Source organism: Pseudonocardia asaccharolytica DSM 44247 = NBRC 16224, assembly GCF_000423625.1.
Classification (GTDB): Bacteria; Actinomycetota; Actinomycetes; order Mycobacteriales; family Pseudonocardiaceae; genus Pseudonocardia; species Pseudonocardia asaccharolytica.
In genome coordinates, this window is sequence record NZ_AUII01000002.1 from 66,900 (window position 1) to 90,316 (window position 23,417).

The following is a 23,417-nucleotide window of genomic DNA, read 5'->3' on the forward strand; positions in this document are numbered from 1 at the left end:
TGTAGCCGGGCCACGGTCGGCGCTGCTGCCGCGGTGGCCCTGCTGGTGACCGCATCGTGCGGCGGCGGGTCCGGCGCGACACCCACGACAGCGACGACATCGGCGCTGAAGCCGATCGACCAGGCTGCGCTGCAAGCGCTGGTGGACACGACCATGGCCGATCGCATGATCCCGGGCGGGCTGGTACTCCTGCGTGGCCCGCAGGGCGAGTACGTCGCCGCATACGGCACCACCGAACTTGGCGCCGAGACCGCACCGACGGATGTGAACCACACCTTCGCCTTCGGCACCGGGGGCGTCATCTCCACCGCCAACGACCTCGCCACCTTCTTCAAGGCGTACGTCGGCGGCGGCCTGCTCGATCCCGAGTACCAGGCTCTGCTGATCAACAGCCTGCAGCTGGAACACGCGGACAAGCCCGGGCAGTACTACGGGTACGGCTTGAGCGCGCTCCGGTGGGCCGAGAACTCGATCGAGTTCCACGGGGGAGAGACCGCCGGCTTCAACCTGTTCGCCGGCTATGACCGCACCAACCAGCTCGCGATCGTGGTCTGGACGAATCCCACCCTTGGAATCGATGACGGCATGGCGAACGCCAACCAGATGATGCTGAAGGTGCTCGACCAGATCTACACCCCGTCACCCCTTGCACCGCTGCCGCCGAGGGAAACCGGCTGACCACGACGCGCTGCAGCTCAGCCGGTTGCCCGATCAACTCCCGGAGGTCCTCGTCATGAACAACTCGCAGCAGCTCCGCGCAAGCGCCGGTCGACGTCGGCACATGGCCGCGATGGTGGCAACTACCGCGCTGGCACTGGTCGCGGTCCTGGTGATCGCCGGCTGCTCGGCGAACTCCTCGCCGGCATCGACCGGGTCAGCTGAGGCCGGCGCCACGCCGAGCGGCTCGTCCCCGCTGAAGACGATCAACCCGGCCGCGCTGCAGGCCGCGGTGGACGCGGCTGCCAAGGAGATGATGATCCCCGGCGCCGTGGTCGAGGTTCGCACCCCCCAGGGCGATTTCACGGCTGCCGTCGGCACGACCGAGCTGGGCGCCGAGGTGCCGCCGGGCGGTGACACCCACTTCCGGATCGCGTCGATTACCAAGACGATGACCGCCGCGGTGATCGTGCTGCAGGCCCAGGAGGGCAAGCTTCGGTTCAGCGACCCGATATCGAAGTACGTTCCGGACGTGCCCAACGGCGAGAACATCACCATCGCCGAGCTACTGAGAATGCGCAGCGGCCTGTACGGCTATACGAACGATCCCGAGTTCGCGGCGACTCTCGATGCGGACCCGGCGAAGGTCTGGACGCCGCAGGAGGTGTTGGCCATCGCGTTCCGGCACCCGCCGGAGTTCCCACCCGGTACGGACTACGACTATAGCAATACGAATTACGCGCTACTTGGCCTGGTCGCCGAGAAGGTCGATGGCAAGCCGCTGGCACAGGCCTTCCAGGATCGATTGTATGGTCCGTTGGGGATCAAACAGTCCGTGCTTCCGGCGAGCACGGACACCTCGATTCCTGATCCTTACTCGCACGGCTACATGTATGGCGGCTCCGCGTTCGCCCTGGTGGACACTCCCTACCCGCCTGACATGGAGTCCGCAGCCAAGGCGGGAACACTGCAGCCCATCGACTACACCAATCAGAACTCGTCCTATGCCACCGGCGCCGGAGGAGCCATCTCCACCGCCGACGATCTCGCCACCTGGATCCGAGCGCTGGTTGACGGCCAGGTGTTCAACGCCGATTTTCAGCGTCAGTGGTTGGAGGGCCCGCAGCCCACCAACCCGGCCGAGCCAAAAGCGCCGTACTACGGATATGGCATCGAGCGGCAGAGCTTTGCCCCGGATGTTACGATGTATTACCACTTCGGCGAGCTCCCAGGATTCAACTCCTTCAGCGGCTACGATCCCGTCAACAAGGTGACGATCGTGCTATGGAGCAACTTGACTGTGTCACCCGACAGCCGGCCGACGGCGAATGCGCTGCTGCTGGAAGTGGTCAATCAGGTCTACACGTTGCCATCGTAGGCACCTCCGTCAGCGCCAACCCCACGGCTATTTCAAGATCGACAAGCGCTAGTCGTGGCCTGACCTGGGGTCAGCGGCTGGGCTGAGGTATCGGTTCGGTGATCTTCGGCGTGTCCTGCAGGGGGCAGCGGAGCCCCGGTAGCAGGAGGAGTCCGTCCAAAGACTTCTCTTCACCGCGATCGCCGGCACCGCCGCCATCGCCTACGCCAACAAGCCCGGCAAACGCCCCCGCCTGGCCGCCGCGCATCCCGACGCCATCGTCGATGACCTCGCCGCCATCACCGCCGCGGTCACCCGCTGAACCACCGACGATGGCGCCGACAGCCCTGTCTGGTCCCAAGTGATCCGGGACGTTTTGGCTTCAGGTGATGGGTGACGCTTCCTAGCCTGCGTTGCGGTTGCGGCTGTGACCGTACGCCTTGTGCCGCTTGAGGTCCGTGGTGCTGGTGCGCGAGACGACGGTGATGGGTTCGTCCCGTTCGTCCAGGACGCGCAGGGTGCGGTCGTTGATCTCGATGGTGACGATCCGCCCGGCGTGGCGGAGTCCGACCTGGAGCTTCTGGCCGATGACCATGATGCTGCCGCGGGCGGACACCCGGCGTTGCGTTCTGGCCGGGCGCCGGTCGATCTGTGGTGGTGGGCCGGCGTGCTGGGTGCCGACGTTGACCAGCTGGTTGGCGACGGAGACGCAGCCGACGTGGTTGACCGTGCGGTGGATCTCGATCGGCAGGCCGGCGGCGAGGTGGCCGGCGGCGGGGCGGGCCGGTGGTGGCCCGGCGGGTTGGGCGCCGTCGCGAGGTCGTCGAGCGTGGCCAGTGGTTGTCCGGTGGGCTCGATGGTGTGGCCGGCCTGTTCCAGCAGGTGTCGGTGCTGATCGGGCCGGCGCGGGCGTCCGACCTCGCGGTGCTGATCGGCTGGGGCGAACCGACGATCAAACTCGGTCGGGAGTTGCAGGCGCGCGGTCGAGGTCGTGATGACCACGCTCACCCCGGCGGAGCCGAGGACACCTCCGAGCGCATCGCCCGCGCGGCCAGCATCGTCCGGACCCGCACCGACGCGCCCATCGTCGTTCGCCCGCGCGACGCCCGGACCTCGCCGAGAGCCGGGGGAGACCTGGGCCTACTTCTTCCTCGACGAGGTCACTGCCCCCGCCCCGGCACCGGCGCCCCACAGTCCGGCCGAGCCTCGATGGCGAGAGACACCGTCCTGCTCCGGGAGAGCTTCCCGATCATGACCCAGGTCGTCACGGGCGACGGCACGAAAGGCGAGGGTCTCGGCGGTCAGGCCGATGGCCCCGGTCATCCGCCAGCAGGGGTGGGGTCGGCGTAGATGCCCTCCAGCATGCCGGTGGCCTGGCCGATCTCGATGAGGTAGCCGTCGGGATCGCGCAGGTAGCAGCGCAGCTCGGCCTTGCGGTCGAGCGGTTCGGTGAGGAACTCCGCGCCCTTGGCGGTGGCGTCGGCATAGAAGGCGGCGATGTCGGCGACCCGCACGTTCAGGAATGCCGAGACCGGGTCGCCGGGCTCCGGCGGGCTCAGGGTGACGTCGGGCTTGTCCGGGGTCGGGCCGCCGCCGGGGTTCAGGATGACCCAGCCGTTGGCGATCTTGACGATGGCGGGGTTCTCGGCAAGCACCACCTGCCCGTCGAAGATGTCGGCGTAGAAGTCGCGGGAGACCGCGACGTCGCGCACGGTCAGGAAGTGGGTCAGGACCAGCCCCTCGGCCGGGGCCGGCAGATCCTCGCGGTCGACCATCGCTACTACCGTTCCTCTCGCCCACTGATGGTGGTGGCGTGTGTCGGGCCGGGACGCAGCGCGGCCGGGTCCTCGGTGCGGATGCGGGCGGTGAACTCGGCGTCCTCGGCCTCCGCCGGCGGGCCTCGGCGGGCACCCGGTCCAGGCTGGCGGCGGAGACCACCATCGCGCCGGTCACGCCGGCGTAGATGTAGCCGCCCGTACTCGCTCTCCTCTCTGCATCGTCGGCCCCGTTCTGGAGGCACCCAAGGCCTACCCGCGTTGCCCAGGGAGCCGTCCTACCGGCGGTCGCGCCAGCGGTGCGGGTCGTCCTCCAGCGCCGCCCGGTCCCAGCCGCCGCGTTCGGCGGCGGCCTCGTAGGTGGTGTGCAGGAACTTGGTCAGGGTCCGGTCCGGGTCGGTCGTGGTGCGCACGACCTCATAAGGCAGGAGAAACTGCCGGTACTCGGTGCTGTAGAAGGCCGCGGCCGGGCCGACGGGGTGGGTGGCGAACCCGTCGGGTTCGGGGTAGGCGTAGGCGTAGAATGCGCCCTCCTGCCCGCCGCCGGGCCAGAACCCGCAGCTGGACAGCTCCCGGGAGTAGCCCTCGACCATCACCCAGTCCCCGCAGTTCGGGGCGCCGCCGGGGTGCGGCGGCGCGGGCCGGCCGGAGAACCGGGTGCAGGCCAGATCCATCGCCCCCCAGAAGAAGTGCACCGGGCTGACCTTGCCGACGAAATGCGCCCGGAACTCGCCCATCACCCGATTGCCCTGCAGCAGCTGCCGCCAGAACAGCTGCGCGGCCTGCGCGTCGTAGGAGGCGTGCTCGTGGTCCTCGGCGAACGGGATCGCCGGGTCCACCTCGTTGGGCCGCGCCTGGATCTTCGTCTCGATGCCCAGCTCGCCCAGCGCGGCCATGGTCTGAGCGTGGAACTCGGCCACCGGCTTGGGCTCCAGCGCCACGCTGCGTACGCCGCCGGTGCTGCTGCGCACGTGTAGCTCGTGGTCGACGAAGTCGAACTCCATGTCGAACGCGCCCGACTGGTAGGGGATCACCGAGGTGGTCAATCCCCGCGGACTGACGTACAGCGTGACCTGCCACCAGTGGTTCACCAGCGGCGCGTGCGCCAGCCGGATCTTGCCGATGATCTGGGTCCACATGTGCAACGTGTCCCGGGTTGCCGCCCAGTCCTGCACCCGCAGGCTCGGCCAACCCGTGGCCGCGAGGGCGCCGTGTCCTGTCACCAGGTCTCCCTCCTCGAGTGGCCGGGGTCGCGTCTGTCGCACTCCGAGTCTGCTGAAGGTGCTGAAGGTGAGGCCAACGGAGCAGGGGTGCCTGGATATCCGGTACGGCCGCCGACGAAACCACCCCGGTTTCCAAGCCCTGAGCCCGACCGGGCACGCCGCGGATGAACTCCACGGCGTCGATCCGGGCCCGCGACTCGGTGCCGCGCAGATACGCTCCGCCGGGCTGACGGGGGGCGAGTCGGCGGCCCCGTCCTCCGGCAGCGGAGTGAAGATGGTCGGCCAGGGTGGCCAACTCGGAGCCCCGCCCGCCGACGACTGGGCACAACACCCCGCCCACGCCCAGAGTATCCCCCGGAACTGTGATCGGAGAGGCCCCGAGAACCGCCCGGACCGGCGGCCGCGCCGCGCTGTGCGTGCCCGCCGTCAGGCCGGTGCGGGCCGCACGATGGCAATCGAGGCCATCCCGGAGAGCTCGATCGCCCGCCGCGTCAGGGAGCCTGGCGGAACGACGAGCTCGAACGCGATCTGCAGCATCTCGAGCCGGGTCCCGAGCGCGAACAGCACCCGCAATCCCGCGCTGTCGATGTAGCTGAGGTCGCTGAGGTCGACCGAGACCGCCTTCATCTGGTTGGTGACCGCGCCCAGGAGCCGGTGTTCGACAGTGGCGGCGTTCGCCAGGTCGATCTCACCGGAGACCGCGATGCGTACGGTGTCGTGGGTGGAGTCGATGTCGACACTGGCGTCGGTCATCTCCATCCCTCTCCGGCGAGCGCCTTGCGGATCAGGACCTCGGTGCCGGTGTCCTTCCGTTCGATCCGCACCTCGTCGGCGAGTCCCTTCATCAACAGCACCCCCCGCCCGCGGTTTCGCCCGTGGGCCGGGCGCCACCGCCCGGTGTCGCACACGGTGGCCACCACGTGAGGCGTCTCGACGGTCAGATGCACCGAAACGGAGCCGCCACGGGGACCGTAGGCATGTTCGATGACGTTCGTGCAGGCCTCGCCGACGGCCACGAGGACATCGCCGATCTCGTCCGGCTCGGCCCCGACACCCGTCAGCCACTGCCTGGTCGCGTTGCGGATGGTCCGCAGCGACGACGGCACCGCGGGCTCGGTGATGTCGAGCGGCTCGTGGCTCGGGCCGTCGCTGCGCCTGAGCACCAGGAGCGCCACGTCATCGCGCACCGTCTCGCCGCCGATCAGCTGCAGCATCACCCTGGCGCACACGCTGTCCGGCGGACCGGCGAACATCGCCCTCCGCAGCCGGTCGAGGCCGACGTCGAGCGATATCCCCCGACGTTCGACGAGGCCGTCGGTGTAGAAACCCACCGCGGCACCGGGCGGAAACGCAACGGTGCTCGTACTCCGCCCTCGGCTGCCGTCGACGCCGAGCGGCAGATCGTTTCGCAGCGTGACGAACGCGGTGGACCGGTCGGCCATGGCCGCGATCGGCGGAGGATGCCCCGCGGAGGAGATGAGCATCCGGTCGTGTGATGGCTCCACCATGGCGCACAGGGCGGTGGCCATCACGTCGGGCTGGAAGTACTGCAGCTGCCGGTCGAGCCTGGTCAGCAGGTCGGCAGGGTCGTGGGACTCCAGCACGTAGGCGTACACGGTGCTGCGCAGCCGCCCCATCGTGACCGCGGCGGGCAGACCGCAGCCGACCACGTCGCCCACCACGATGCACAACCAGCCGGACGGGAGGTGGATCACGTCGTACCAGTCCCCGCCGACCCTGCCGTTGCCGCCGGGGACATAGCGGGCGGCGAACTCCAGGCCGGGGACGATGGGCAGGTCGGACGGCAGCAGGCTGCGCTGCAGCACGTTCGCCGCTGTGCGTTCCGCCTTCGAGCTCGTGGCCTGCGCGGCGAGCGCCACCCGGTCGGCCACCAGCTGCAGCAGCTGGACGTCCGCGTCCGCGAAGCGGCGGGGGGTCAGCGTCCCGACGTGGAGCACGCCGACGAGCTCGCCGCCGCACAGCAGCGGGACGCCCAGCAGGGAGCGGATCCCCTTGTCTCGCAGGATCGGGTTGAGCACATCGGAGTGGCTGACGTGCTCGATCACCACCGGTTGCTTCTGAGCGGCGATGCGGCCGGCGAACCCCCGCCCGAGCGGGATCCGTACGCCCTGACGCACCTCCTCCTCGAGGCCGCGGGCGGCGACGGCCTCGACATACCTCTTGGAGGGGCCGAGCAGGAGCACGGCGGCAGTGTCGACCGAGAGGAGCTCGCGTACCCGGTCGAGCAGCTCGATGTAGAGCTCCTCGACCTCGAGGTGCGCGAGGCCCGCGTCCGTCACCGCCTCGATGCGGCGCAACTGATCGCTCGTCACACCGAGAGCGGGGTCCCGCCTCGACATGAGCAGAGTCTAACGACGACCCTCTCTCTTCGTCGGGCGGCGAGCGTGGCGGTCGACGCGGCCTCGTCCGCCGGGCCGTCCGCGTCGGCCAGCAGCAGGATCGGCACGCGCAGCGCGGCAAACCGCTCGGGGTCGAAGCGGTACCCGTCGTGCGTGCGTATCTCGCGGACCACGGTGTGCGCGGCCGCCACCCGGCCCGGCCACGAGGGCTCCGAGATCAGCAGCGCCAGATGCTCCGCCGGCATCTGGAGGAGGTCGCGGCACAGCGCGGTCACGACATCCTCGCGCCGACCCTGGGCGAGTAGCCCGGCCAGCCGGTCGGCGAACCCCGGCGGCGTCGTCGCGCCGATTCCCGGCTCGTAGAGCACCAGCCGGCGTGTTCCGGTGGTCAGCCGCGCCGCCTCCAGGGCGCAGCCGGTGACGTGCGGCTCCAACAGCGGCAGCACCGTCTCCCACCTGGTGTGATCGGCGAGGCGCCGCGCACCAGGACCAACGCCGGGCCCTGCCCGCTGCGTCAGTATGCGATCGGGGTGCCGTCCCGCGAGATCGCCTTCTCCAGGATCGGGTCCATCGTGCGCTCCTTCCCCGGGATCGAGAGGAAGGAGCCTGGCCCTGGGCCCGACCCGCGCCGAGATCGGCCACCAGCGCGGCGCGGCGCAGCACGGTCAGGTCCGCGGCGGGCAGGCCGCAGGTCCGCCCGGCCGCCCGCGCGACCTCGGCGAGCCGGACCGAGCGGCCCCTCGTCCACCTCGATCGCAGATCCGCGAAGTCCCCGACCGCGGCCAGCGCGCGGTCCAGGGCCACGGCGCCCGACCCGCCGGACCGGCTCCGGTTGGGCCGCGAGGACGTCCTCCCACACCGACCGGTCCGCCCCGTCGGATATCCCGACCGCGCGCACGGTGTCCACCACCGCCGGGTCATAGGCGCGGTGCGGCCGAGGAACCGCAGCAGGGCGACATAGTGGACGTCGGCGGCGGTGCGGGCATCCACGCCCAGTCCGTCGGCCACCGCTCTGGACAGCCGGCAGGTCCGCAGCGCGTGCTCCATCGGCTGGCCCGTGCCGAGATCGGTGGCCAGCGAGATCGCCGCGACCAGCCCGGTCAGCCGGAGCCCGTTGTCATCCGCGGCCGCAGGCACGGTCCCCGGTATCGCGCGCGGAGTCCCCTTCCCGGCTGCCCGGCGAAGGAGCATGGTGAGGGCGGCTCGGGAATCGAGGGGAGGCATCAGAATGCCGGATTTCGAGAGGGACAGAGTTCGGGCCAACCAGCTGACGTTCGAGTACCTCGCGATGGGCGACGGCCCGCTCGCGCTGTGTGTACACGGTTTCCCTGACTCGCCCTACAGCTACCGCTACCTGCTCCCGGCGCTCGCCGACGCCGGCTTCCGCGGTGGCGCCGTTCAATCGCGGGTTCGCGCCGACGCAACTGCCGGACGATCGTCATCACGTGCACACCAGCACGATGGTCGCCGACCAGATCGCGTTGCACGAGGCGCTCGGCGGCGGCACGGACGCGGTCCTGATCGCCCACGACTGGGGCGCGGTCGGCGCGTGGGGCGCGGTCGGCAAGGAGCCCGGCCGCTGGCGACGCTGCGTCATCCTCAACATCCCGCTGTTCGCGATCTTCGGCGAGAACATCGTGACCTACGACCAGATCAAGAAATCGTTCTACTTCTGGTACTTCCAGATGCAGCGCGTCTGCGAGGAGGTCATCGCCGCCGACGACTTCGCCTTCATCGACCGGATCTGGGGGGACTGGTCCCCCGGCTACGACGCAGCCGAGGACCTGCCGAAAGTCAAGGAGTGCATCCGCGATCCGGCGCATTTCCAGGCCGCCCTCGGCTACTACTGGGGGCAGTTCGACCCCAGCCGGTTCGGCTCACCCGAATGGGTCGCCGAGCAGGCGGCGGCGTGGGGCGCCGACATCACCCAGCCGACGTTGTACCTGCACGGCACCCAGGACGGCTGCCACGGGATGACCCAGGAGCAGGTGGACCGGGTCCCGCGGCACTGCGGCGCGGGCTCGCAGTCCGAGCTGATCGAGGGGGTCGGGCACTTCCTGATGGTGGAGCGGCCGACGGACATCAACAAGCGGATCCTGGGCTTCCTGGAAAGGGCCGCCTAGCAGGCTCCAGGCTCGACCACCATGGGCTGGACCCGGCGACGGGTCGGGCGCGGCATGGTCGCTGTGCCCTGATCGTGCCGCTAGCGTGTCCCCGCAACCCCGACCTTCGCGATCCGGCAGAAGGGATCAACGCATGATCTTCATCGTCGTCAAGTTCACGATTCGTCCCGAGCACACCGACGAGTGGCTCTCTCGGGTCGACGAGTTCACCCGGGCAACCCGCAACGAACCGGGCAACCTTTTCTTCGAGTGGTCCAAGAGCGTCGACAACCCGAACCAGTTCGTGCTCGTCGAGGCGTTCGCGTCGTCCCAGGCGGGCGAGGAGCACGTGAAGTCCGACCACTTCAAGACCGCCATGGCGTGGATGCCGGACGTGGTCGCGGAGACCCCGGAGATCATCAACGTGGAGGTTCCGGGAGACGGCTGGTCTCGCATGGCCGAGATCCAGCCGACCCAGCGCGGGTGACGGCCCGGACGAACCAGGTTTTCGTCAGTTTGACGATCCGGTGGCTCGGCGCAGACCGGCCCACTGCAGTTCCGCGAAAATTGCCACGGCAGCGGCTTGAACAAGCACCACGGCCACCCCAGGGGCGGTCAGCGCCGACCACCCGATCACCACCGCGAGCACGCCGGCGGCCGCCCAGGAGACGTTCACGATGAGGACCGTGCGCACGGCGGCGGGTGACACGGTCGGCCGGGCGACCATGAGCAGCCCGGCCGCGAAGAGCACGAGGAAGATCCCGACTCCCACGAGCACCCCGGCGGGGATGCCGAGAAAGTCGGTGAGCAGCGGAGCCGTCACGGCGGCAGAGGCGCCGAGCGCGCCCGACGCGGCGGCGTCGAGACGCAGCGCGGCGCGCAGCAGACCGTCGCCGATGCGGACGGGCGAAGCGGACAGGGCAGTCATGGCGACCTCCATGCGGTGCGGTCGAGAACTCTGACGCAGCCACCATCGCCATGGCGGATCGCGCTGTCGATGACGCCGCAGGTAAAGCCGCAGGTCGGCGAGGGATCGACGAAACGAAAACGCGACGTGCCCCGCACCGGTCGCTCCACATTGAGCGCCGGGCGGGACACGCCGCTTCCGGAGGGGCGGTCCGGGGGATCAGCCGATGCTGAAGTTGGTGACCTGGCCGGGCTGGCTCGCCAGCTGAGCGATCTGCGCCGGGTCGACCTGCGGGGCCTCGCCGGGGCCCACGTCGTTGGTGCCGATGGACGCGGGGTCGACGGCGAGCCCGGAGATGTGGGTGCCCGCGGTGTTGACGAACGGTGCGAGAACCTCGGCGCCGGGGACAGCGGGCAGCGCCGGTGCGACCGGGAGCGAGGACACATCGGGGAGCGCGGGGGTGGCGGGGAGCGCCGGCCCGGCTGTGTTGATCGCGGTGGCGTCCGGCTCCGCCTGGGTCTCGACGTTCGGCATCTCGAACGCGAACGGTTCGGGGAGCTCGGTGAGGTCGGACGCCGGCGTGGCCGGGACGGCTGCGAGGACATCCTGAACGGCGGTGGCGTCAGGTGCGGATGGCACGCCGAGGGCGTCGGTGTCCGGCGCGGCAGGGAGTGCCGGGGCAGCGAGGGCACTGCCCGCGAAACCCACGCCGAGGGCTGCGATGCCCGCGACGGTTGCGGTCGTGCGCAGACTGCGCCGGGCGAGGCTGCTCATTGCGAGTGGATCCTTCCGATCGGGGTTCGGATTGTCGCGACGGTGATCTGCAGACACAACGAAGGCGGAGCGATCAAGTTGTGGGGCGAAGGACATCGACAGCGCACTTCACCCGTTCCGGTGGCGGGAGAAACGTGCAGGTCGGATGGTTTCATCACTACGGATGATGCGTCGCCACTTGACGTTGCGGGCCCGTCGAATCGTGTGTCGGGTGATTACGTCATGATCGTCCTGTGATAAGGAGCGAGTGGGTCCGAACCGGCCTCCTCGGTATCGGCGCCGGGCTCGGTGCGGGCGTGCTCGGGGTCGGCTGGCACTACTCGAGCATGCTGCTCGACACCCGCCAGCGACCGGCCTTTCCCGAACGTGTCCTCGCCGCGGCCGACGGCCGGCTGACGCTGGCCCGGTCGAGGCTGGTGGAGCAGCCGGGGATCTGGGGGCTGCGGTGGAGCGACGGTCTCGCCGTGCTCGGGCCGGTCGAGCAGGTGCGGCGCGATCGCGTCGTCCGCCGCCTGCTCGCCGGACCGGTGCCCGCGGCGGGCACCCTGACGGTTCTCGACACGGGCCCCTACGACCCGGATCCCGGCGCCCGAGGGCTCGTCTTCACCGAGGTCGACGTGGCGACACCGCTCGGTCCGGCGCCCGCATGGTGGGTACCCGCACCCGGCGACACCTGGGTGGTGCACGTTCACGGCCGCGGCGGGGCCCGGCGTGAGGCGCTGCGGATCCTGCCCGCGCTGCACCGGTTGGGCCTGCCGCAACTGGTCATCAGCTACCGCAACGACGACTGCGCCCCGCCGAGCCCGGACGGGCACTACCACCTCGGGGACACCGAGTGGCAGGACCTGCAGGCCGCCGTGCGCCACGCCCGCGACGCGGGGGCTCGACGGATCGTGCTCTACGCATGGTCGATGGGCGCGGCGATCTCGGGCGCGTTCCTGGACCGGGCGCCGGAGGCCGCGGCCGTCGCGGCGATGATCTGGGACGCGCCGTTGCTCGACTGGTGGGCCACGCTGCGCCAGCAGGCGCGCAATCGCAGGCTCCCGCCCGCGCTGTCGCCGCTTGCCGCCGCGTTCGCCCGGCACCGGATCGGCATCGACTTCGACCGGTTCACCCTGCGCACCAACCCGCCCGCCGTTCGCCCGCCCGTGCTGCTCATCCACAGCACGGACGACACCGCCGTTCCGGTCACGGTGAGCCGTGACCTGGCCGCCGCCGCGCCCGCACTGGACTGGGCGGTCGAATACCTCGAGGTGCCCGGCGTCGAGCACACGGCGGCATGGAATGCCGATTCGCAACGCTACGAGGACGCGGTGACGGCGTTTCTGCGATCCCGGCTCGGCTGAACGGCCGGTGGCCCGGTCGAGGCCGCCCCCGGCCTGGCACGATGGTGGACGTGACTGACCCAGCCAACCCGGGGCGGACCGCGACGTTGCGGACGTCCGAGGGCGACATCCGGATCAACCTGTTCCCCGACCACGCGCCGAAGACGGTGGCGAACTTCGCCGGACTGGCGAGCGGCTCCAAGCAGTACACGGAGCCGAACGCGAGCGGCGGCGACAGCGGACCGTTCTACGATGGCTCGGTCTTCCACCGGGTGATCAGCGGATTCATGATCCAGGGCGGCGACCCGACCGGCACCGGGCGTGGCGGGCCGGGATACGAGTTCGCCGACGAGTTCCATCCGGACCTCTCGTTCGACCGGCCCTACCTGCTGGCCATGGCCAACGCCGGGCCCGGCACCAACGGCTCCCAGTTCTTCATCACCGTGGGGCCGACCCCGCACCTCAACCGGCGGCACACGATCTTCGGTGAGGTGGCCGACGCCGAATCGCGCGCCGTCGTCGACGCGATCGCGGGCACCGCCACCGACCGTTCCGACCGGCCGCTGAACGACGTTGCCATCCGGCACGTCGAGATCTCCGCCTGAGCGGATCGCGAGCTGAGCCGATCGTGAGTCATCCCGCAGGATTCCCGCAGGGCGGACCACCGCCCGGGCCCGGCCAGGCGGTGTGCGTCCGCCATCCGGACCGGCCGACCGGCCTGCGCTGCACGCGCTGCGGTCGTCCGGCCTGCCCGGAGTGCCTGCGTGAGGCCGCGGTCGGCCACCAATGTGTCGACTGCGTCGCGCCGGGCGGACGGACCGCCCGGCGCGCGACGACGGTCGCGGGCGCCGCCCTCGGCTCCCGGCCGGTCGTCGTCCCCGTGTTGATCGCGCTCAACGTCGCGGTCTTCGCGCTGACCGTGCTGCAATCGGGCAGTCTCAGCCTCAACGCCGCGGCGCCGCTGTTTCGGCAGTGGTCACTCGTCCCCGGCCTGGTCGCCCACGGCGAGTGGTGGCGGGTGCTCACGGCGGGCTTCCTGCACTACGGGCCGCTGCACCTGGTGTTCAACATGCTGGCGTTGTGGGTGATCGGCAAGGACATCGAGCTGGTGCTCGGCCGGGGCCGGTTCCTTGCCGTCTACTTCATCGCGCTACTCGGCGGCTCGGCCGCGGTGATGTTGTTCTACGCCCCCGGTGCCCAGGTGGCCGGGGCGTCCGGCGCCGTGTTCGGGCTGATGGGTGGACTCGCGGTGGTGTTGCGCCGGCTGCGCGTTCCCGCGGGGCAGGTGATCGGCCTGATCGTGGTCAACGTCGTGATCAGCGTCGTGTTGCCCGGCGTCTCGCTCATCGGGCATCTCGGTGGTCTCGTCGTGGGTGCCGCGGCCACGGCGGCCCTGGTCTACGCGCCGGCGCGCAACCGGGTGCCGGCGCAGATCGGCGCGCTCGTCGGGCTGACCATCCTGGTGCTGGCCGCCATCGCGGCGCCCGCCCTGGCCTGATCGGTCCCGGACGGCTCAGCAGCCGGGGACGTCGACCATGGCCGACGTCCCCGGCCGCCTCGCCGATTCACGTGGTTACTCCGGGGTCCCGCATCCACATCCGGTGGAACAACCATCGGTCCCGCGCATCGGCGACCTTCCCATTCGTGACTCCCTTCGATGGCCTCGACGTCAGATCGATGCTAGAAAACCGTTTCGGCCCACACGATCCCCCGAGAGACGGGGAGCGATCACGCTGCGTCAGCGGTTCTGCGACGCGCGGGTGAGTACCTCTGCGACGTCGTCCGGATCGTCGCCGAGATCGAGCCGACCGAACACCAGCAGGCGATCACGCCCGTTCTCATCGATCACATCGATCTCGAGCATCCCCACCTCGCGACCCAACCGGTGGATACGCATCACCCTGATCCCGGAAACCCGCTGCCACGGATGGTGCTTCGCCCCCGAGAGCCCGCGGACGGTCACGCCCGCGGCGTCGGCGGCGAGCCGCGGCCGGGCGAGGGTGCCGAACACCGCGGCGACGAACAGGAGCACCGCGGCGACGCCGATGAGCAGCCGGCCTGCGGGGTCGGCACCACCGCTGATGAGCAGCGCACACCACGTCGCGGCGCCGGCCGCACCGGCCCACGCCAGACCGACGAGCGCCGCCGGCGGACTCCACCGGATCAGGTCGACCTGGTCGGTCACGGTGGCTGTGTGTTGCTATCCACAGCGGTTATCCACACTGGGGATGGCCTACATGAGTGTTTTTCCCCTGTTCACCGCCACCTCATTGTCATCAGCAGGCCGACGACGATGAGGGAGAAGCCGATGAGGAAGTTCCAGGAGCCCAGGGCCGCCATGAAGCCGATCGTGTGACCGGCCAGATAGTTCACGACGAGCCAGACCAGGCCCAGGAGCATGAGCCCGAGCATGACGACGACGTACACCGGATGTGTCGGAGCCGTCGCGCGGGCAGCCTGTGGACTGTGCCGATCGGCGGGCGGCGGCGTGTACGCGGCCTTCTTGCGGACCTTGGACTTGGGCATCGAGACCTCGCCTGACGGTTGTGCTCGGCCGGGCATATGCCCCGGCGTCTGGGACCACCGTAGCCCGGCCGTCCGCGCGGCCGCGCCCGGCACGGGAGGTGGGCGTGGGCCGGAGCGGGAGAAACCGCCCGCTCAGAGCCCCACGCTGAGGGCGGCGACCTCAGCGGTCAGTTCGGCGACGACCGGCTCGGGGACGGCATGCCCCGCGCTCGCCATCCAGTTCGCCAGCAGCCGGTGCCCACCGTGGGTGAGCACGGACTCCGGATGGAACTGCACGCCCTCCAGCGGCAGGTCGCGATGCCGGATAGCCATGATCAGCCCGCTCTCCGTGCGACCCGTGACCTCGAGCTCCGACGGTAGCGAGTCGGGCCGGATGGCCAGCGAGTGATACCGGGTCGCGATGAACGGGCTGGGCAGGCCGCGCAGCACGCCCACGCCGTCGTGGTGTACCAGCGAGGTCTTGCCGTGCAGCAGCTCCGGGGCTCGCTCCACGACGCCACCCCAGGCCACCGCGATCGACTGGTGCCCCAGACACACCCCGAGCACCGGAAGGTTCTGCTCGCCGCCTCGCCGGATGATCTCGATGCTGCGCCCGGCTCGCTCCGGCGTACCGGGTCCCGGGCTGACGAGCACCCCGTCGACCGTGCCGAGCTCGTCGAGCTCCACCTCGTCGTTGCGTCGGACGATCGTCTCCGCGCCGAGTTGGGCGAGGTACTGGACCAGGTTGTAGACGAAGCTGTCGTAGTTGTCGACCACCAGGACGCGCATCAGTTCTCCCCGTCCCTTCCGCCATTGCCGAACACCCCGCCCGTGAACTGGCCGACGGTCAGCACGACGGGCTTGTTCGGGTCGGCGGTCTGCCCTGCCGACGGGTTCTGTGCGATCACCCGGTTGTCCTGGCTGCGGTCGGCTACCGGCTGGCCGCGCAGGACGGCCTGGTAGCCCGCGTCGGCGAGCTCCTGGGCCGCGTCCTGTGCCTTCATCCCGACCACGTCGGGCACCGGTTCGGAGTTCTGGTTGCCCTTCGAGACCTGCAAGGTGACCGTGCTGCCCTTCGGCGCCCGGGTCCCCGCGGACGGGCTGGTGCCGACGACCGTGCCGGCCTCGTTGCCGCCGTCCACCTCAGTGACCTTGACGTCGAATCCCGCCTTCTCCAGCGCGTCCTTCGCGCTGGACTCGTCCTGCCCGGTCACATCCGGCACCGCGACCGTGGTCTGCTGCTTACCGACGACCACGGCGACCGCGCTGCCGCCGGGTGCGGTCTCCCCGGGCCCGGGGGTGGTGGAGATGATCCGACCGATCAGCGAGGAGTCGGCGGTCTCCGCCTCGGTCTGCTCACCGAGCCGCAGCCCCTGGCCGATGAGGGTGCGTTGGGCGTCGGAGACCGTGCTTCCCTTCAGCTGCGGCACGGTGACCTGGGCCGGTCCCTTGCCGACGAAGATGCGTACCGCGCTGTTCTCCGGGACCTCGCTGTGGGCGGCGGGATCGGTGCGCACGACCTTGCCGATGTCATCGGGCGAGGATTCGGCCTCCTGCATATCGGGCCGTAGATCGGCCATGATCATCGCCGTCCGGGCCGCCTCCTGCTGCTGGCCGATGACGCTGGGCACGGTCACCTGCCTGGGCTGCGCCGGCCCGCCGAGCAGCTGGTAGCCGACGAAGGCGACGAGCCCGAGCACCAGCGCGATCCCGGCCCCGATGGCGATCTTGCGCCCGGTTCGCCGGGGCGGCTCCTCGTCCTGCCAGACGGGCACGGCCGACGGCGGCAGCGTGTGCCGGCCGCCCGAACCGCCGGGGTTGATCCGCCGGGTGGGGCTCGCGGCGAGCAGCGCGGTGCGCTCGTCGTCGCTCATCACCATCGGTGCCAGCGGGCGCTGACCGTTGCGCACCCGCAGCAGGTCGCTGCGCATCTCGGCGGCGGACTGGTAGCGGTTGGCCGGGTTCTTGCTCAGCGCCTTGAGCACGATGGCGTCGAGCTCCGGGGGGATCTGCGGGTTGAGCGCGGACGGCCGCTTCGGATCCTCCCGGACGTGCTGGTAGGCCACCGCGACCGGGGAGTCGCCGGTGAACGGCGGCTCCCCGGTGAGCAGCTCGAACAGCACGCAACCGGCCGCGTAGACGTCGCTGCGGGCGTCGACGGCCTCCCCGCGGGCCTGCTCCGGGGACAGGTACTGGGCCGTCCCGATGACCGCGGCGGTCTGCGTGACGTTCTGGCCCTCGCCCAGGGCACGGGCGATGCCGAAGTCCATCACCTTCACCGCACCCGCGCGGTTGATCATGATGTTGGCCGGTTTGACGTCCCGGTGGATGATGCTGTGCCGGTGGCTGAAGTCGAGCGCCGCGCAGACGTCGGCCATCACCTCGATGACCCGCTCCTGCGTCATCGGGCCCTGCGTCTTGACGATCTCGCGCAGGGTCTGCCCGTCGACGTACTCCATCACGATGTAGGGCAGCGGGCCGAATTCGCTGGACACCTCGCCGGTGTCGTACACGGCGACGATGGCCGGATGGTTGAGCGCGGCGGCGTTCTGTGCCTCCCGCCGGAACCGCAGTTGGAACTGCGGGTCGCGGGCCAGGTCGGCGCGCAGCACCTTCACTGCGACGTCACGGCCCAGCCGTGTGTCGGTACCGCGGTGAACCTCGGACATGCCGCCATATCCGAGCGTTTCGCCCAGCTCGTATCGCTCGGACAGCAGTCGGGGGGTCGTCATGGGTGCCGATTCCTGGGGAGTGTCATGGGTCAGGTCATCATGCCGGGCGGTACCGCCCGTTGGCCTGTCGTCCTGACGGAGCAGCGCCGGGACGCCGGTTGTGCGGGTTCACCGGACCCTCCATGGCTCGATCGTCGCGACGAATGGCGGCCGAACCGCCCGACCGGCCAAGACGTCCTCCTGGCTCGACACCGTACCGGTAGCTGCATCGGACGACGGGTGCGCTGCCGGGTCGGATGCGAACAGACCGGGCACCACGAGCACGGCCAGCACCAGGGCGGCCAAGGTGAGGATGAGAAACAGCACGAGCAGCAGCGAGCGGCTCGGCCCGGCGGTGGGCTGCAGGGAGAGCGGCTCGGTCGGCAGCACCGTCCGGGTCTCGCCGGTTCCGTCCGGACGCACCGGTGCGACCGCGGCCGGACCGGAACCGGTCGTCGAGCCGGGGCCGGACACGGCGATGGGTTCGGAACCGCTGTCGGGCCCGGTCACGGCGGTCGCTCCGGTTCCCCTCGCCCCGGGCATCGGCACGTCCGACGGCATCCCGGACGGCCGGGGCACCCGTTCGCCGCGCCGCACCGCGGCCACCGCGGCGGCGAACTCGCCTCCGTCGGCGTAGCGATGACCGGGGTTCTTCACCAGCACCGCGTTGACCAGCTCGCGGATCCGGACGGGCACCTCGTCCGCCAGGGCCGGCGGCGTGTCGCGGACCTGCATCATCGCGACGGCCACGGCGCTCTCGGCGCGGAACGGCCGGTGGCCCGCGAGGCATTCGTAGGTCACGATGCCGAGCGAGTAGACATCCCCGGCGGGACCGGCCTCGCCGCCGCTGGCCTGTTCGGGCGCGATGTAGTGCGCGGTGCCCATGACCATGCCCGAGCGGGTCACCGGGACCGCGTCGGCGGCCTTCGCGATGCCGAAGTCGGTGAGCTTCACCAGCCCATCGGTGCGCAGAAGGATGTTGCCGGGCTTGACATCGCGGTGGACGAAACCGCGCTCGTGCGCGGCCTGCAGCGCGCGGGCCGCCTGTTCGACGATCTGCAGCGTCTCGTCGGGGTCGATCGGGCCGCGACCGATCAGGGAGGACAGCGGCTCGCCGCGGACGAGCTCCATGACCAGGTAGGCGGTCCGTCCGGCGCCGCCGACCAGGCTGTCGTCCTCGCCGTAGTCGTGCACCGCGGCGATGCCGGAGTGATCGAGCGAGGCCACGGTGCGGGCCTCGATGCGGAACCGGTGCAGGAACTCCGGGTCGTCGGACAGCTCCGGCCGGAGCACCTTCACCGCGACGCTGCGACCGAGCCGGTTGTCCGAGGCCTCCCAGACCTCACCCATGCCGCCGATCGCGATGCGCCGGTCGAGCTGGTAACGGTCGGCGATGAGCTGACCGGCCGCGAGCACCGTCATCGGCCCGTCCGCAGCGCCTCGGCGATCACCGCTCGTCCGATCGGAGCGGCGACCGAACCGCCGGTGGCCTCGAGCGAGCGGTCACCGCCGTCCTCGACCAGCACCGCCACCGCGACCTGCGGGTTCGAGGCCGGGGCGAAGGCGACGTACCAGGCGTGCGGCGGGGTGTTCTTCGGGTCGCTGCCGTGTTCGGCGGTCCCGGTCTTCGAGGCGATCTGGACGCCGGTGATCTTGCCGCCACCCTGGGTCCGGTTCTCCGACCCGATCATCATGTCGGTGATCGTCGACGCGACGCTCGCCGGAACGGCGCGCCCGATCCGGTCCACGGAGGTCGTGTCGATCGTGTCGAGCTCCGGCCCCTGGATCTCCTTGACCAGGTGCGGCACCATCAGCTGCCCGCCGTTGGCGATCGCCGCGACGACCATCGCGTTCTGCAGCGGGGTCAGCCGCACGTCGCGCTGGCCGATGCCCGACTGCTGCAGCGCGGCGGTGTCCGGGATGGCACCGATGGACGACGGCACCACCGGCATCGGCACCGTGAGGCTGGAGCTGCCGATGCCGAATGCCTCGGCCTGCGTGCGCAGCACGTCCTCGCCGAGGTTCCCGGCCAGCTCGGCGAAGGCGGTGTTGCAGGAGCGGGCGAGCGCCTCGCGCAACGACGCGGTTGCCGCCGTCCCGCAGGGCGTGCCCGCGAAGTTCTGCAGCGTCGTGTTCGTGCCGGTCAACGTCAGGCTCGAGGCCGCGGTGAGCTGGCTGTCCGGGGTGTAGCCGTGCTGCAGGGCGGCGGCCACGTCGATCAGCTTGAACGTCGAGCCCGGGGGGTAGGTCTCGGAGATCGCCCGGTTGGTGAGCACCGGTGGGGCGGCCTTGTTGAGCTTCGTCCAGGTGTCCTTCTGGGTCGCCGAATTGTGGCTGGCCAGCGGGTTCGGGTCGAACGACGGGGTCGAGACCATCGCCATTATCTCGCCGGTCTGCGGTTCGAGCGCGACGACGGCACCGGCGAAGCCCTTGTCCGCCATCGCCTTGTAGGCCCGCTGCTGCACCGAGGGCTTGAGCGTGAGCACGACGTTCCCGCCGCTGGGGTCGCGCCCGGTGATGAGGTCGGACAGCCGGCGGGCGAAGAGCCGGTCGTCGCTGCCGTTGAGCACCGGGTCGGCCGCCCGCTCGAGCCCGCTGGAGCTGTAGATCACCGAGTAGTAGCCGGTCACCGTCGCGAACACCGGACCGTCGGGGTACTCGCGCTGGTAGCGCAGCCGGTCGTCGGTTGCCGTGCTGTCGGCCAGTACCTGGCCGCCCGCGCTGATCTGGCCGCGTTTGCGGGCGTACTCGGCGAGCAGCACGCGCTGGTTGCGGGGATCGCTGCGGTAGTCGTCCGCCTTGACGACCTGGACATAGGTCAGGTTGGCGAGCAACATCACGATCATGGCCATCACGGCGATGGCGATGCGGCGGACGGGTGTGTTCACGGGCGACCCGCCTGGCCGGATGCCGGGCGCTGCACGAGCTCGGTGCTGGCCTCGGCGAGCGGGGGCTGCGGGTGGGCCGGGCGTCGGGTCAGCGGCGCGCGGGCGGCGTTGGAGATCCGCAGCAGCAACGCGACGAGCGCGTAGTTCGCGACCAGCGAGGACCCTCCGTAGGACAGGAACGGCAGCGTCAGCCCGGTCAGCGGGATCAGCTTGGTGACCCCGCCGATGACCACGAAGATCTGCATCGCCATCGCGAACGAGAGCCCGGTGGCCAGCAGCTTGCCGAAGCTGTCGCGGACCGCGAGCGCGCTGCGCAGGCCACGGGTGATCAGCACCAGGTACACGATGAGGATCGCGGCCAGCCCGATCAGGCCCAGCTCCTCACCGAGCGAGGACCAGATGAAGTCGCTTTCGGCGTACGGCACGAGGTCGGGCCGTCCGGCGCCGAGCCCGGTGCCGCCGACGCCGCCGGTCCCCAGGCCGAACAGGGCCTGCCCGATCTGGTAGCCGGAGCCGCTGAAGTCGGCGAACGGGTCCAGCCAGATCTGCACCCGGACCCGGACGTGGTTGAAGAGGTTGTAGGCGATGACGCTTCCGGCCACGAAGAAGCTCAGCCCGATGATGAGCCACGACACCCGCTCCGTGGCCGCGTAGAGCAGGACGAGCACGATACCGAAGAACAGCAGCGAGGTGCCGAGGTCGCGCTCGAACACGAGCACCCCGACCGAGAGCCCCCACGCCACCAGCAGCGGCGCCAGGTCGCGCGCCCTCGGCAGTTCCATCCCGAGGACGCGCCGGCCCGCGGTGCTGAACAGCTCGCGCTTCTGCACGAGGAAGGCCGCGAAGAACACGATCAGCAGGATTTTGGCGAACTCGCCGGGCTGGAGGCCGACCCCGCCGAAGCGGATCCACAACTTCGCGCCGTTGACCTCCGAGATCGACGAGGGCAGCAGGCCGGGCAGCGCGAGCAGGATCAGCCCGGCGAACCCGGCGGTGTAGGCGTATCGGGACAGCACCCGGTGGTCGCGGACGATCGCGAGCACCGCCACGAACAGGGCCAGCCCGATCGTCGTCCAGGCGACCTGCCGGCCGAGCAACGCGCTCGGCGCGTCCGAACCGAGCAGCGCGGCCCGGTCGCTGGAGGCCAGGTCGAGCCGGTGGATCATCACCAGCCCGAGCCCGTTGAGCAGCGCCACCGAGGGCAGGATCAGCGGGTCGGCATAGGGCGCCCAGCGGCGCACCGCGAGATGCGCGGCGGTGAACAGGCCCAGATACGCGGCGCCGACGTAGAGCAGCGCCCGAGTGAGCTCCTGCTCCTGGTTCGCCTCGACCAGGGCGAGTGCCCCGGTCACGAGCACCGCGGCGAAGGCGAGCAACACGAGTTCGATCCCGCGCCCGGTCGGGAGCGGGGACGGGGCGGGTGTGTCCGGCGCCTGCGCTTGGGCGCTTCCGACACTGTTTCCGGGGGCCGCCATCAACTCACCGATCGACAGGTCGTCCCCGGCTCGGGGGGCACGGCTTGCAGGGGGGTGGACTCCGGCTGTGGCGGCTCCGGAGTGCCGGGCTCGGGGGGCGCCGGATCGAGCGGTGCCACCGGCACCGCGGAGGGAGCCGGGACCTCCGGGCACGGCGCCAGCATGCGGGCCCGCAGCCGTTCCAGCGTGTTCCGCGCGCTGACCAGCCCGTCGGAGGCGATGATCCCGTCCCGGACCTGGCTGCGGGCATCCTCCGGCAGGTCCGTCAGCGCGATGTCCGAGGTCTCTGCGACGCGCTGCAACGGGACGCCCAGTACGCTGCCCCGGACTCCCTGGAAGATCGTCACCTGGTCACCCGCCGCGCCCACGTAGTACTGCTGGAGCACCCAGGCTCGGGCCAGCCAGCCGCCGGCCGCCAGCACGACGAGCACCACGAGCACGCCGACCGCGAGCCGCAGCCGCCCTCCGGGATGTCGCTTCGCGGGAGCCTCGGGAGGCGCGATGCGCCGCGGTGCGACCCGCGGCAGCGTGGTGGCGCAGGCGCGGCTCGCCGCCGTATCGAGCCCGGATCCGCCGACCTCGTCGCTGCCGTCGCCCGCAGCGCCCCCGACGATCGGTGCGTCCTCGCCGTACTCGATGTCGACGACATCGGCGACGATGCAGGTGATGTTGTCGGGGCCGCCGCCGCGCAGCGCCAGCTCGATGAGCCGGTCGGCACACTCCCTGGGGTCGCTGTAGGTTCGCAGCGTCTCGGCGAGGGTCTCGTCGCTGACCGGGCCGGACAGGCCGTCGGAACACAGCAGATAGCGGTCGCCCGCACGGGCTTCGCGGATCGTCAGCGACGGGTCGACGTCCTGGCCGGTGATGGCGCGCAGCAGCAGCGAACGCTGCGGGTGGGTATGCGCCTCCTCCTCGGTGATCCGGCCCTCGTCGATCAGCGACTGGACGAACGTGTCGTCCTTGGTGATCTGGGTGAACCGGCCGCCTCGCAGCTGATAGGCCCGCGAATCGCCGACGTGCACCAGGCCGAGGCGCGACCCGGCGAACAGGATCGCGGTGAGCGTGGTGCCCATCCCCTCGAGGTCGGGCGCGTCGGCCACCTGGCGGGTGATCGCCGCGTTGCCCTGGATCGTGGCCGCGCGCAGCTCGGCCAGCAGGTCGTCGCCGGGGTCGTCCTCGTCGAGCGGGGCCAGTGCGGAGATCACCAGCGACGACGCCACCTCGCCCGCCGCGTGCCCGCCCATCCCGTCGGCGAGCGCGAGCAGCCGCGGACCCGCATAGACCGCGTCCTGATTGCTCTGGCGCACCAGCCCACGGTCGCTACGGGCCGAATAGCGCAGGACCAGGGTCATCGTTCG

Annotated in this window: 24 protein-coding genes; 8 read left to right on the forward strand and 16 right to left on the reverse strand. The window is 70.7% G+C overall.

The window, feature by feature from the left end; all coding sequences use genetic code 11:
* Nucleotides 1-33: 33 nt before the first annotated feature.
* The gene (locus G567_RS31695; RefSeq protein WP_161631659.1) at nucleotides 34-678 is read left to right on the forward strand and encodes a serine hydrolase; all 645 of its coding nucleotides are present in this window, start codon (nucleotides 34-36) and stop codon (nucleotides 676-678) included.
* A gap of 55 nt (nucleotides 679-733) precedes the next feature.
* Complete coding sequence (locus tag G567_RS0102400; protein ID WP_245585509.1) at nucleotides 734-2,035, forward strand: serine hydrolase domain-containing protein; 1,302 nt, start codon at nucleotides 734-736, stop codon at nucleotides 2,033-2,035.
* A gap of 382 nt (nucleotides 2,036-2,417) precedes the next feature.
* On the opposite strand, the gene G567_RS35065 is transcribed toward G567_RS0102400, so the two are convergent.
* Nucleotides 2,418-2,630, reverse strand: coding sequence for a hypothetical protein (locus G567_RS35065; protein WP_028928706.1), 213 nt, complete (start codon nucleotides 2,628-2,630; stop codon nucleotides 2,418-2,420).
* Between the two features lie 173 nt (nucleotides 2,631-2,803).
* On the opposite strand from G567_RS35065, the gene G567_RS35070 reads away from it, so the two are divergent.
* Nucleotides 2,804-3,364: a hypothetical protein gene (locus G567_RS35070; RefSeq protein ID WP_169338701.1), complete on the forward strand. Its 561-nt coding sequence runs from the start codon at nucleotides 2,804-2,806 to the stop codon at nucleotides 3,362-3,364.
* Here the strand turns inward: G567_RS35070 and G567_RS0102415 are convergent.
* From G567_RS0102415 to G567_RS26370, 5 genes are all read right to left on the reverse strand, one after another.
* Entirely contained in the window at nucleotides 3,334-3,789 is a 456-nt protein-coding gene (locus tag G567_RS0102415) for a VOC family protein (RefSeq protein ID WP_028928708.1), read from the reverse strand. The two genes, G567_RS35070 and G567_RS0102415, sit on opposite strands and share 31 nt — an antisense overlap.
* Nucleotides 3,790-4,067: 278 nt before the next feature.
* The gene (locus tag G567_RS0102425) at nucleotides 4,068-5,012 is read right to left on the reverse strand and encodes a DUF5996 family protein (protein ID WP_028928709.1); all 945 of its coding nucleotides are present in this window, start codon (nucleotides 5,010-5,012) and stop codon (nucleotides 4,068-4,070) included.
* 426 nt (nucleotides 5,013-5,438) lie between these two features.
* Entirely contained in the window at nucleotides 5,439-5,765 is a 327-nt protein-coding gene (locus G567_RS0102430) for an STAS domain-containing protein (protein WP_028928710.1), read from the reverse strand.
* Nucleotides 5,762-7,345 carry an ATP-binding SpoIIE family protein phosphatase gene (locus G567_RS0102435; RefSeq protein ID WP_028928711.1) on the reverse strand — a complete coding sequence of 528 codons (1,584 nt, stop codon included), beginning with the start codon at nucleotides 7,343-7,345 and terminating at the stop codon, nucleotides 5,762-5,764. The genes G567_RS0102430 and G567_RS0102435 overlap by 4 nt, the downstream gene beginning before the upstream one ends.
* On the reverse strand, nucleotides 7,342-7,818 hold the full coding sequence (locus tag G567_RS26370; RefSeq protein ID WP_028928712.1) for a hypothetical protein: 477 nt from the start codon (nucleotides 7,816-7,818) through the stop codon (nucleotides 7,342-7,344). The genes G567_RS0102435 and G567_RS26370 overlap by 4 nt, the downstream gene beginning before the upstream one ends.
* Before the next feature lie 942 nt (nucleotides 7,819-8,760).
* On the opposite strand from G567_RS26370, the gene G567_RS26375 reads away from it, so the two are divergent.
* Nucleotides 8,761-9,495: an alpha/beta fold hydrolase gene (locus G567_RS26375; RefSeq protein ID WP_261763807.1), complete on the forward strand. Its 735-nt coding sequence runs from the start codon at nucleotides 8,761-8,763 to the stop codon at nucleotides 9,493-9,495.
* A gap of 133 nt (nucleotides 9,496-9,628) precedes the next feature.
* A complete protein-coding gene (locus G567_RS0102450; protein WP_028928713.1) occupies nucleotides 9,629-9,961 on the forward strand; it encodes a putative quinol monooxygenase in 333 nt (110 codons plus the stop codon).
* A gap of 24 nt (nucleotides 9,962-9,985) precedes the next feature.
* Here the strand turns inward: G567_RS0102450 and G567_RS0102455 are convergent, their stop codons facing one another.
* Both G567_RS0102455 and G567_RS0102460 read right to left on the reverse strand, forming a co-directional pair.
* Nucleotides 9,986-10,402 carry a hypothetical protein gene (locus tag G567_RS0102455; protein WP_037055662.1) on the reverse strand — a complete coding sequence of 139 codons (417 nt, stop codon included), beginning with the start codon at nucleotides 10,400-10,402 and terminating at the stop codon, nucleotides 9,986-9,988.
* Between the two features lie 198 nt (nucleotides 10,403-10,600).
* Nucleotides 10,601-11,155 (reverse strand): hypothetical protein, encoded by a 555-nt coding sequence (locus tag G567_RS0102460; protein ID WP_028928715.1) that lies wholly within the window; start codon nucleotides 11,153-11,155, stop codon nucleotides 10,601-10,603.
* Between the two features lie 233 nt (nucleotides 11,156-11,388).
* On the opposite strand from G567_RS0102460, the gene G567_RS0102465 reads away from it, so the two are divergent.
* From G567_RS0102465 to G567_RS0102475, 3 genes are read left to right on the forward strand one after another with little or no spacing between them, the layout of a single operon-like run.
* Nucleotides 11,389-12,501 carry an alpha/beta hydrolase family protein gene (locus G567_RS0102465; protein WP_028928716.1) on the forward strand — a complete coding sequence of 371 codons (1,113 nt, stop codon included), beginning with the start codon at nucleotides 11,389-11,391 and terminating at the stop codon, nucleotides 12,499-12,501.
* A gap of 41 nt (nucleotides 12,502-12,542) precedes the next feature.
* Nucleotides 12,543-13,085, forward strand: a complete 543-nt coding sequence (locus G567_RS0102470; RefSeq protein WP_051232129.1) for a peptidylprolyl isomerase — start codon at nucleotides 12,543-12,545, stop codon at nucleotides 13,083-13,085.
* Nucleotides 13,086-13,108: 23 nt separating this feature from the next.
* On the forward strand, nucleotides 13,109-13,978 hold the full coding sequence (locus G567_RS0102475) for a rhomboid family intramembrane serine protease (RefSeq protein ID WP_028928718.1): 870 nt from the start codon (nucleotides 13,109-13,111) through the stop codon (nucleotides 13,976-13,978).
* Nucleotides 13,979-14,218: 240 nt separating this feature from the next.
* Here the strand turns inward: G567_RS0102475 and G567_RS0102480 are convergent, their stop codons facing one another.
* From G567_RS0102480 to G567_RS0102515, 8 genes are all read right to left on the reverse strand, one after another.
* On the reverse strand, nucleotides 14,219-14,665 hold the full coding sequence (locus G567_RS0102480; RefSeq protein WP_028928719.1) for a PH domain-containing protein: 447 nt from the start codon (nucleotides 14,663-14,665) through the stop codon (nucleotides 14,219-14,221).
* A gap of 71 nt (nucleotides 14,666-14,736) precedes the next feature.
* Entirely contained in the window at nucleotides 14,737-15,006 is a 270-nt protein-coding gene (gene crgA / locus G567_RS0102485) for a cell division protein CrgA (protein WP_028928720.1), read from the reverse strand.
* Between the two features lie 132 nt (nucleotides 15,007-15,138).
* Nucleotides 15,139-15,774, reverse strand: a complete 636-nt coding sequence (locus tag G567_RS0102490) for an aminodeoxychorismate/anthranilate synthase component II (protein WP_028928721.1) — start codon at nucleotides 15,772-15,774, stop codon at nucleotides 15,139-15,141.
* A complete protein-coding gene (pknB, locus tag G567_RS0102495) occupies nucleotides 15,774-17,717 on the reverse strand; it encodes a Stk1 family PASTA domain-containing Ser/Thr kinase (protein WP_028928722.1) in 1,944 nt (647 codons plus the stop codon). Before pknB ends, G567_RS0102490 begins: the two co-directional genes overlap by 1 nt.
* 108 nt (nucleotides 17,718-17,825) lie before the next feature.
* The gene (locus tag G567_RS26380; RefSeq protein ID WP_051232131.1) at nucleotides 17,826-19,118 is read right to left on the reverse strand and encodes a serine/threonine-protein kinase; all 1,293 of its coding nucleotides are present in this window, start codon (nucleotides 19,116-19,118) and stop codon (nucleotides 17,826-17,828) included.
* On the reverse strand, nucleotides 19,115-20,584 hold the full coding sequence (locus G567_RS0102505; RefSeq protein ID WP_028928723.1) for a peptidoglycan D,D-transpeptidase FtsI family protein: 1,470 nt from the start codon (nucleotides 20,582-20,584) through the stop codon (nucleotides 19,115-19,117). Before G567_RS0102505 ends, G567_RS26380 begins: the two co-directional genes overlap by 4 nt.
* Complete coding sequence (locus tag G567_RS0102510; protein WP_028928724.1) at nucleotides 20,581-22,059, reverse strand: FtsW/RodA/SpoVE family cell cycle protein; 1,479 nt, start codon at nucleotides 22,057-22,059, stop codon at nucleotides 20,581-20,583. Before G567_RS0102510 ends, G567_RS0102505 begins: the two co-directional genes overlap by 4 nt.
* On the reverse strand, nucleotides 22,059-23,411 hold the full coding sequence (locus G567_RS0102515; protein WP_028928725.1) for a PP2C family protein-serine/threonine phosphatase: 1,353 nt from the start codon (nucleotides 23,409-23,411) through the stop codon (nucleotides 22,059-22,061). Before G567_RS0102515 ends, G567_RS0102510 begins: the two co-directional genes overlap by 1 nt.
* Between the last annotated feature and the right edge of the window lie 6 nt (nucleotides 23,412-23,417).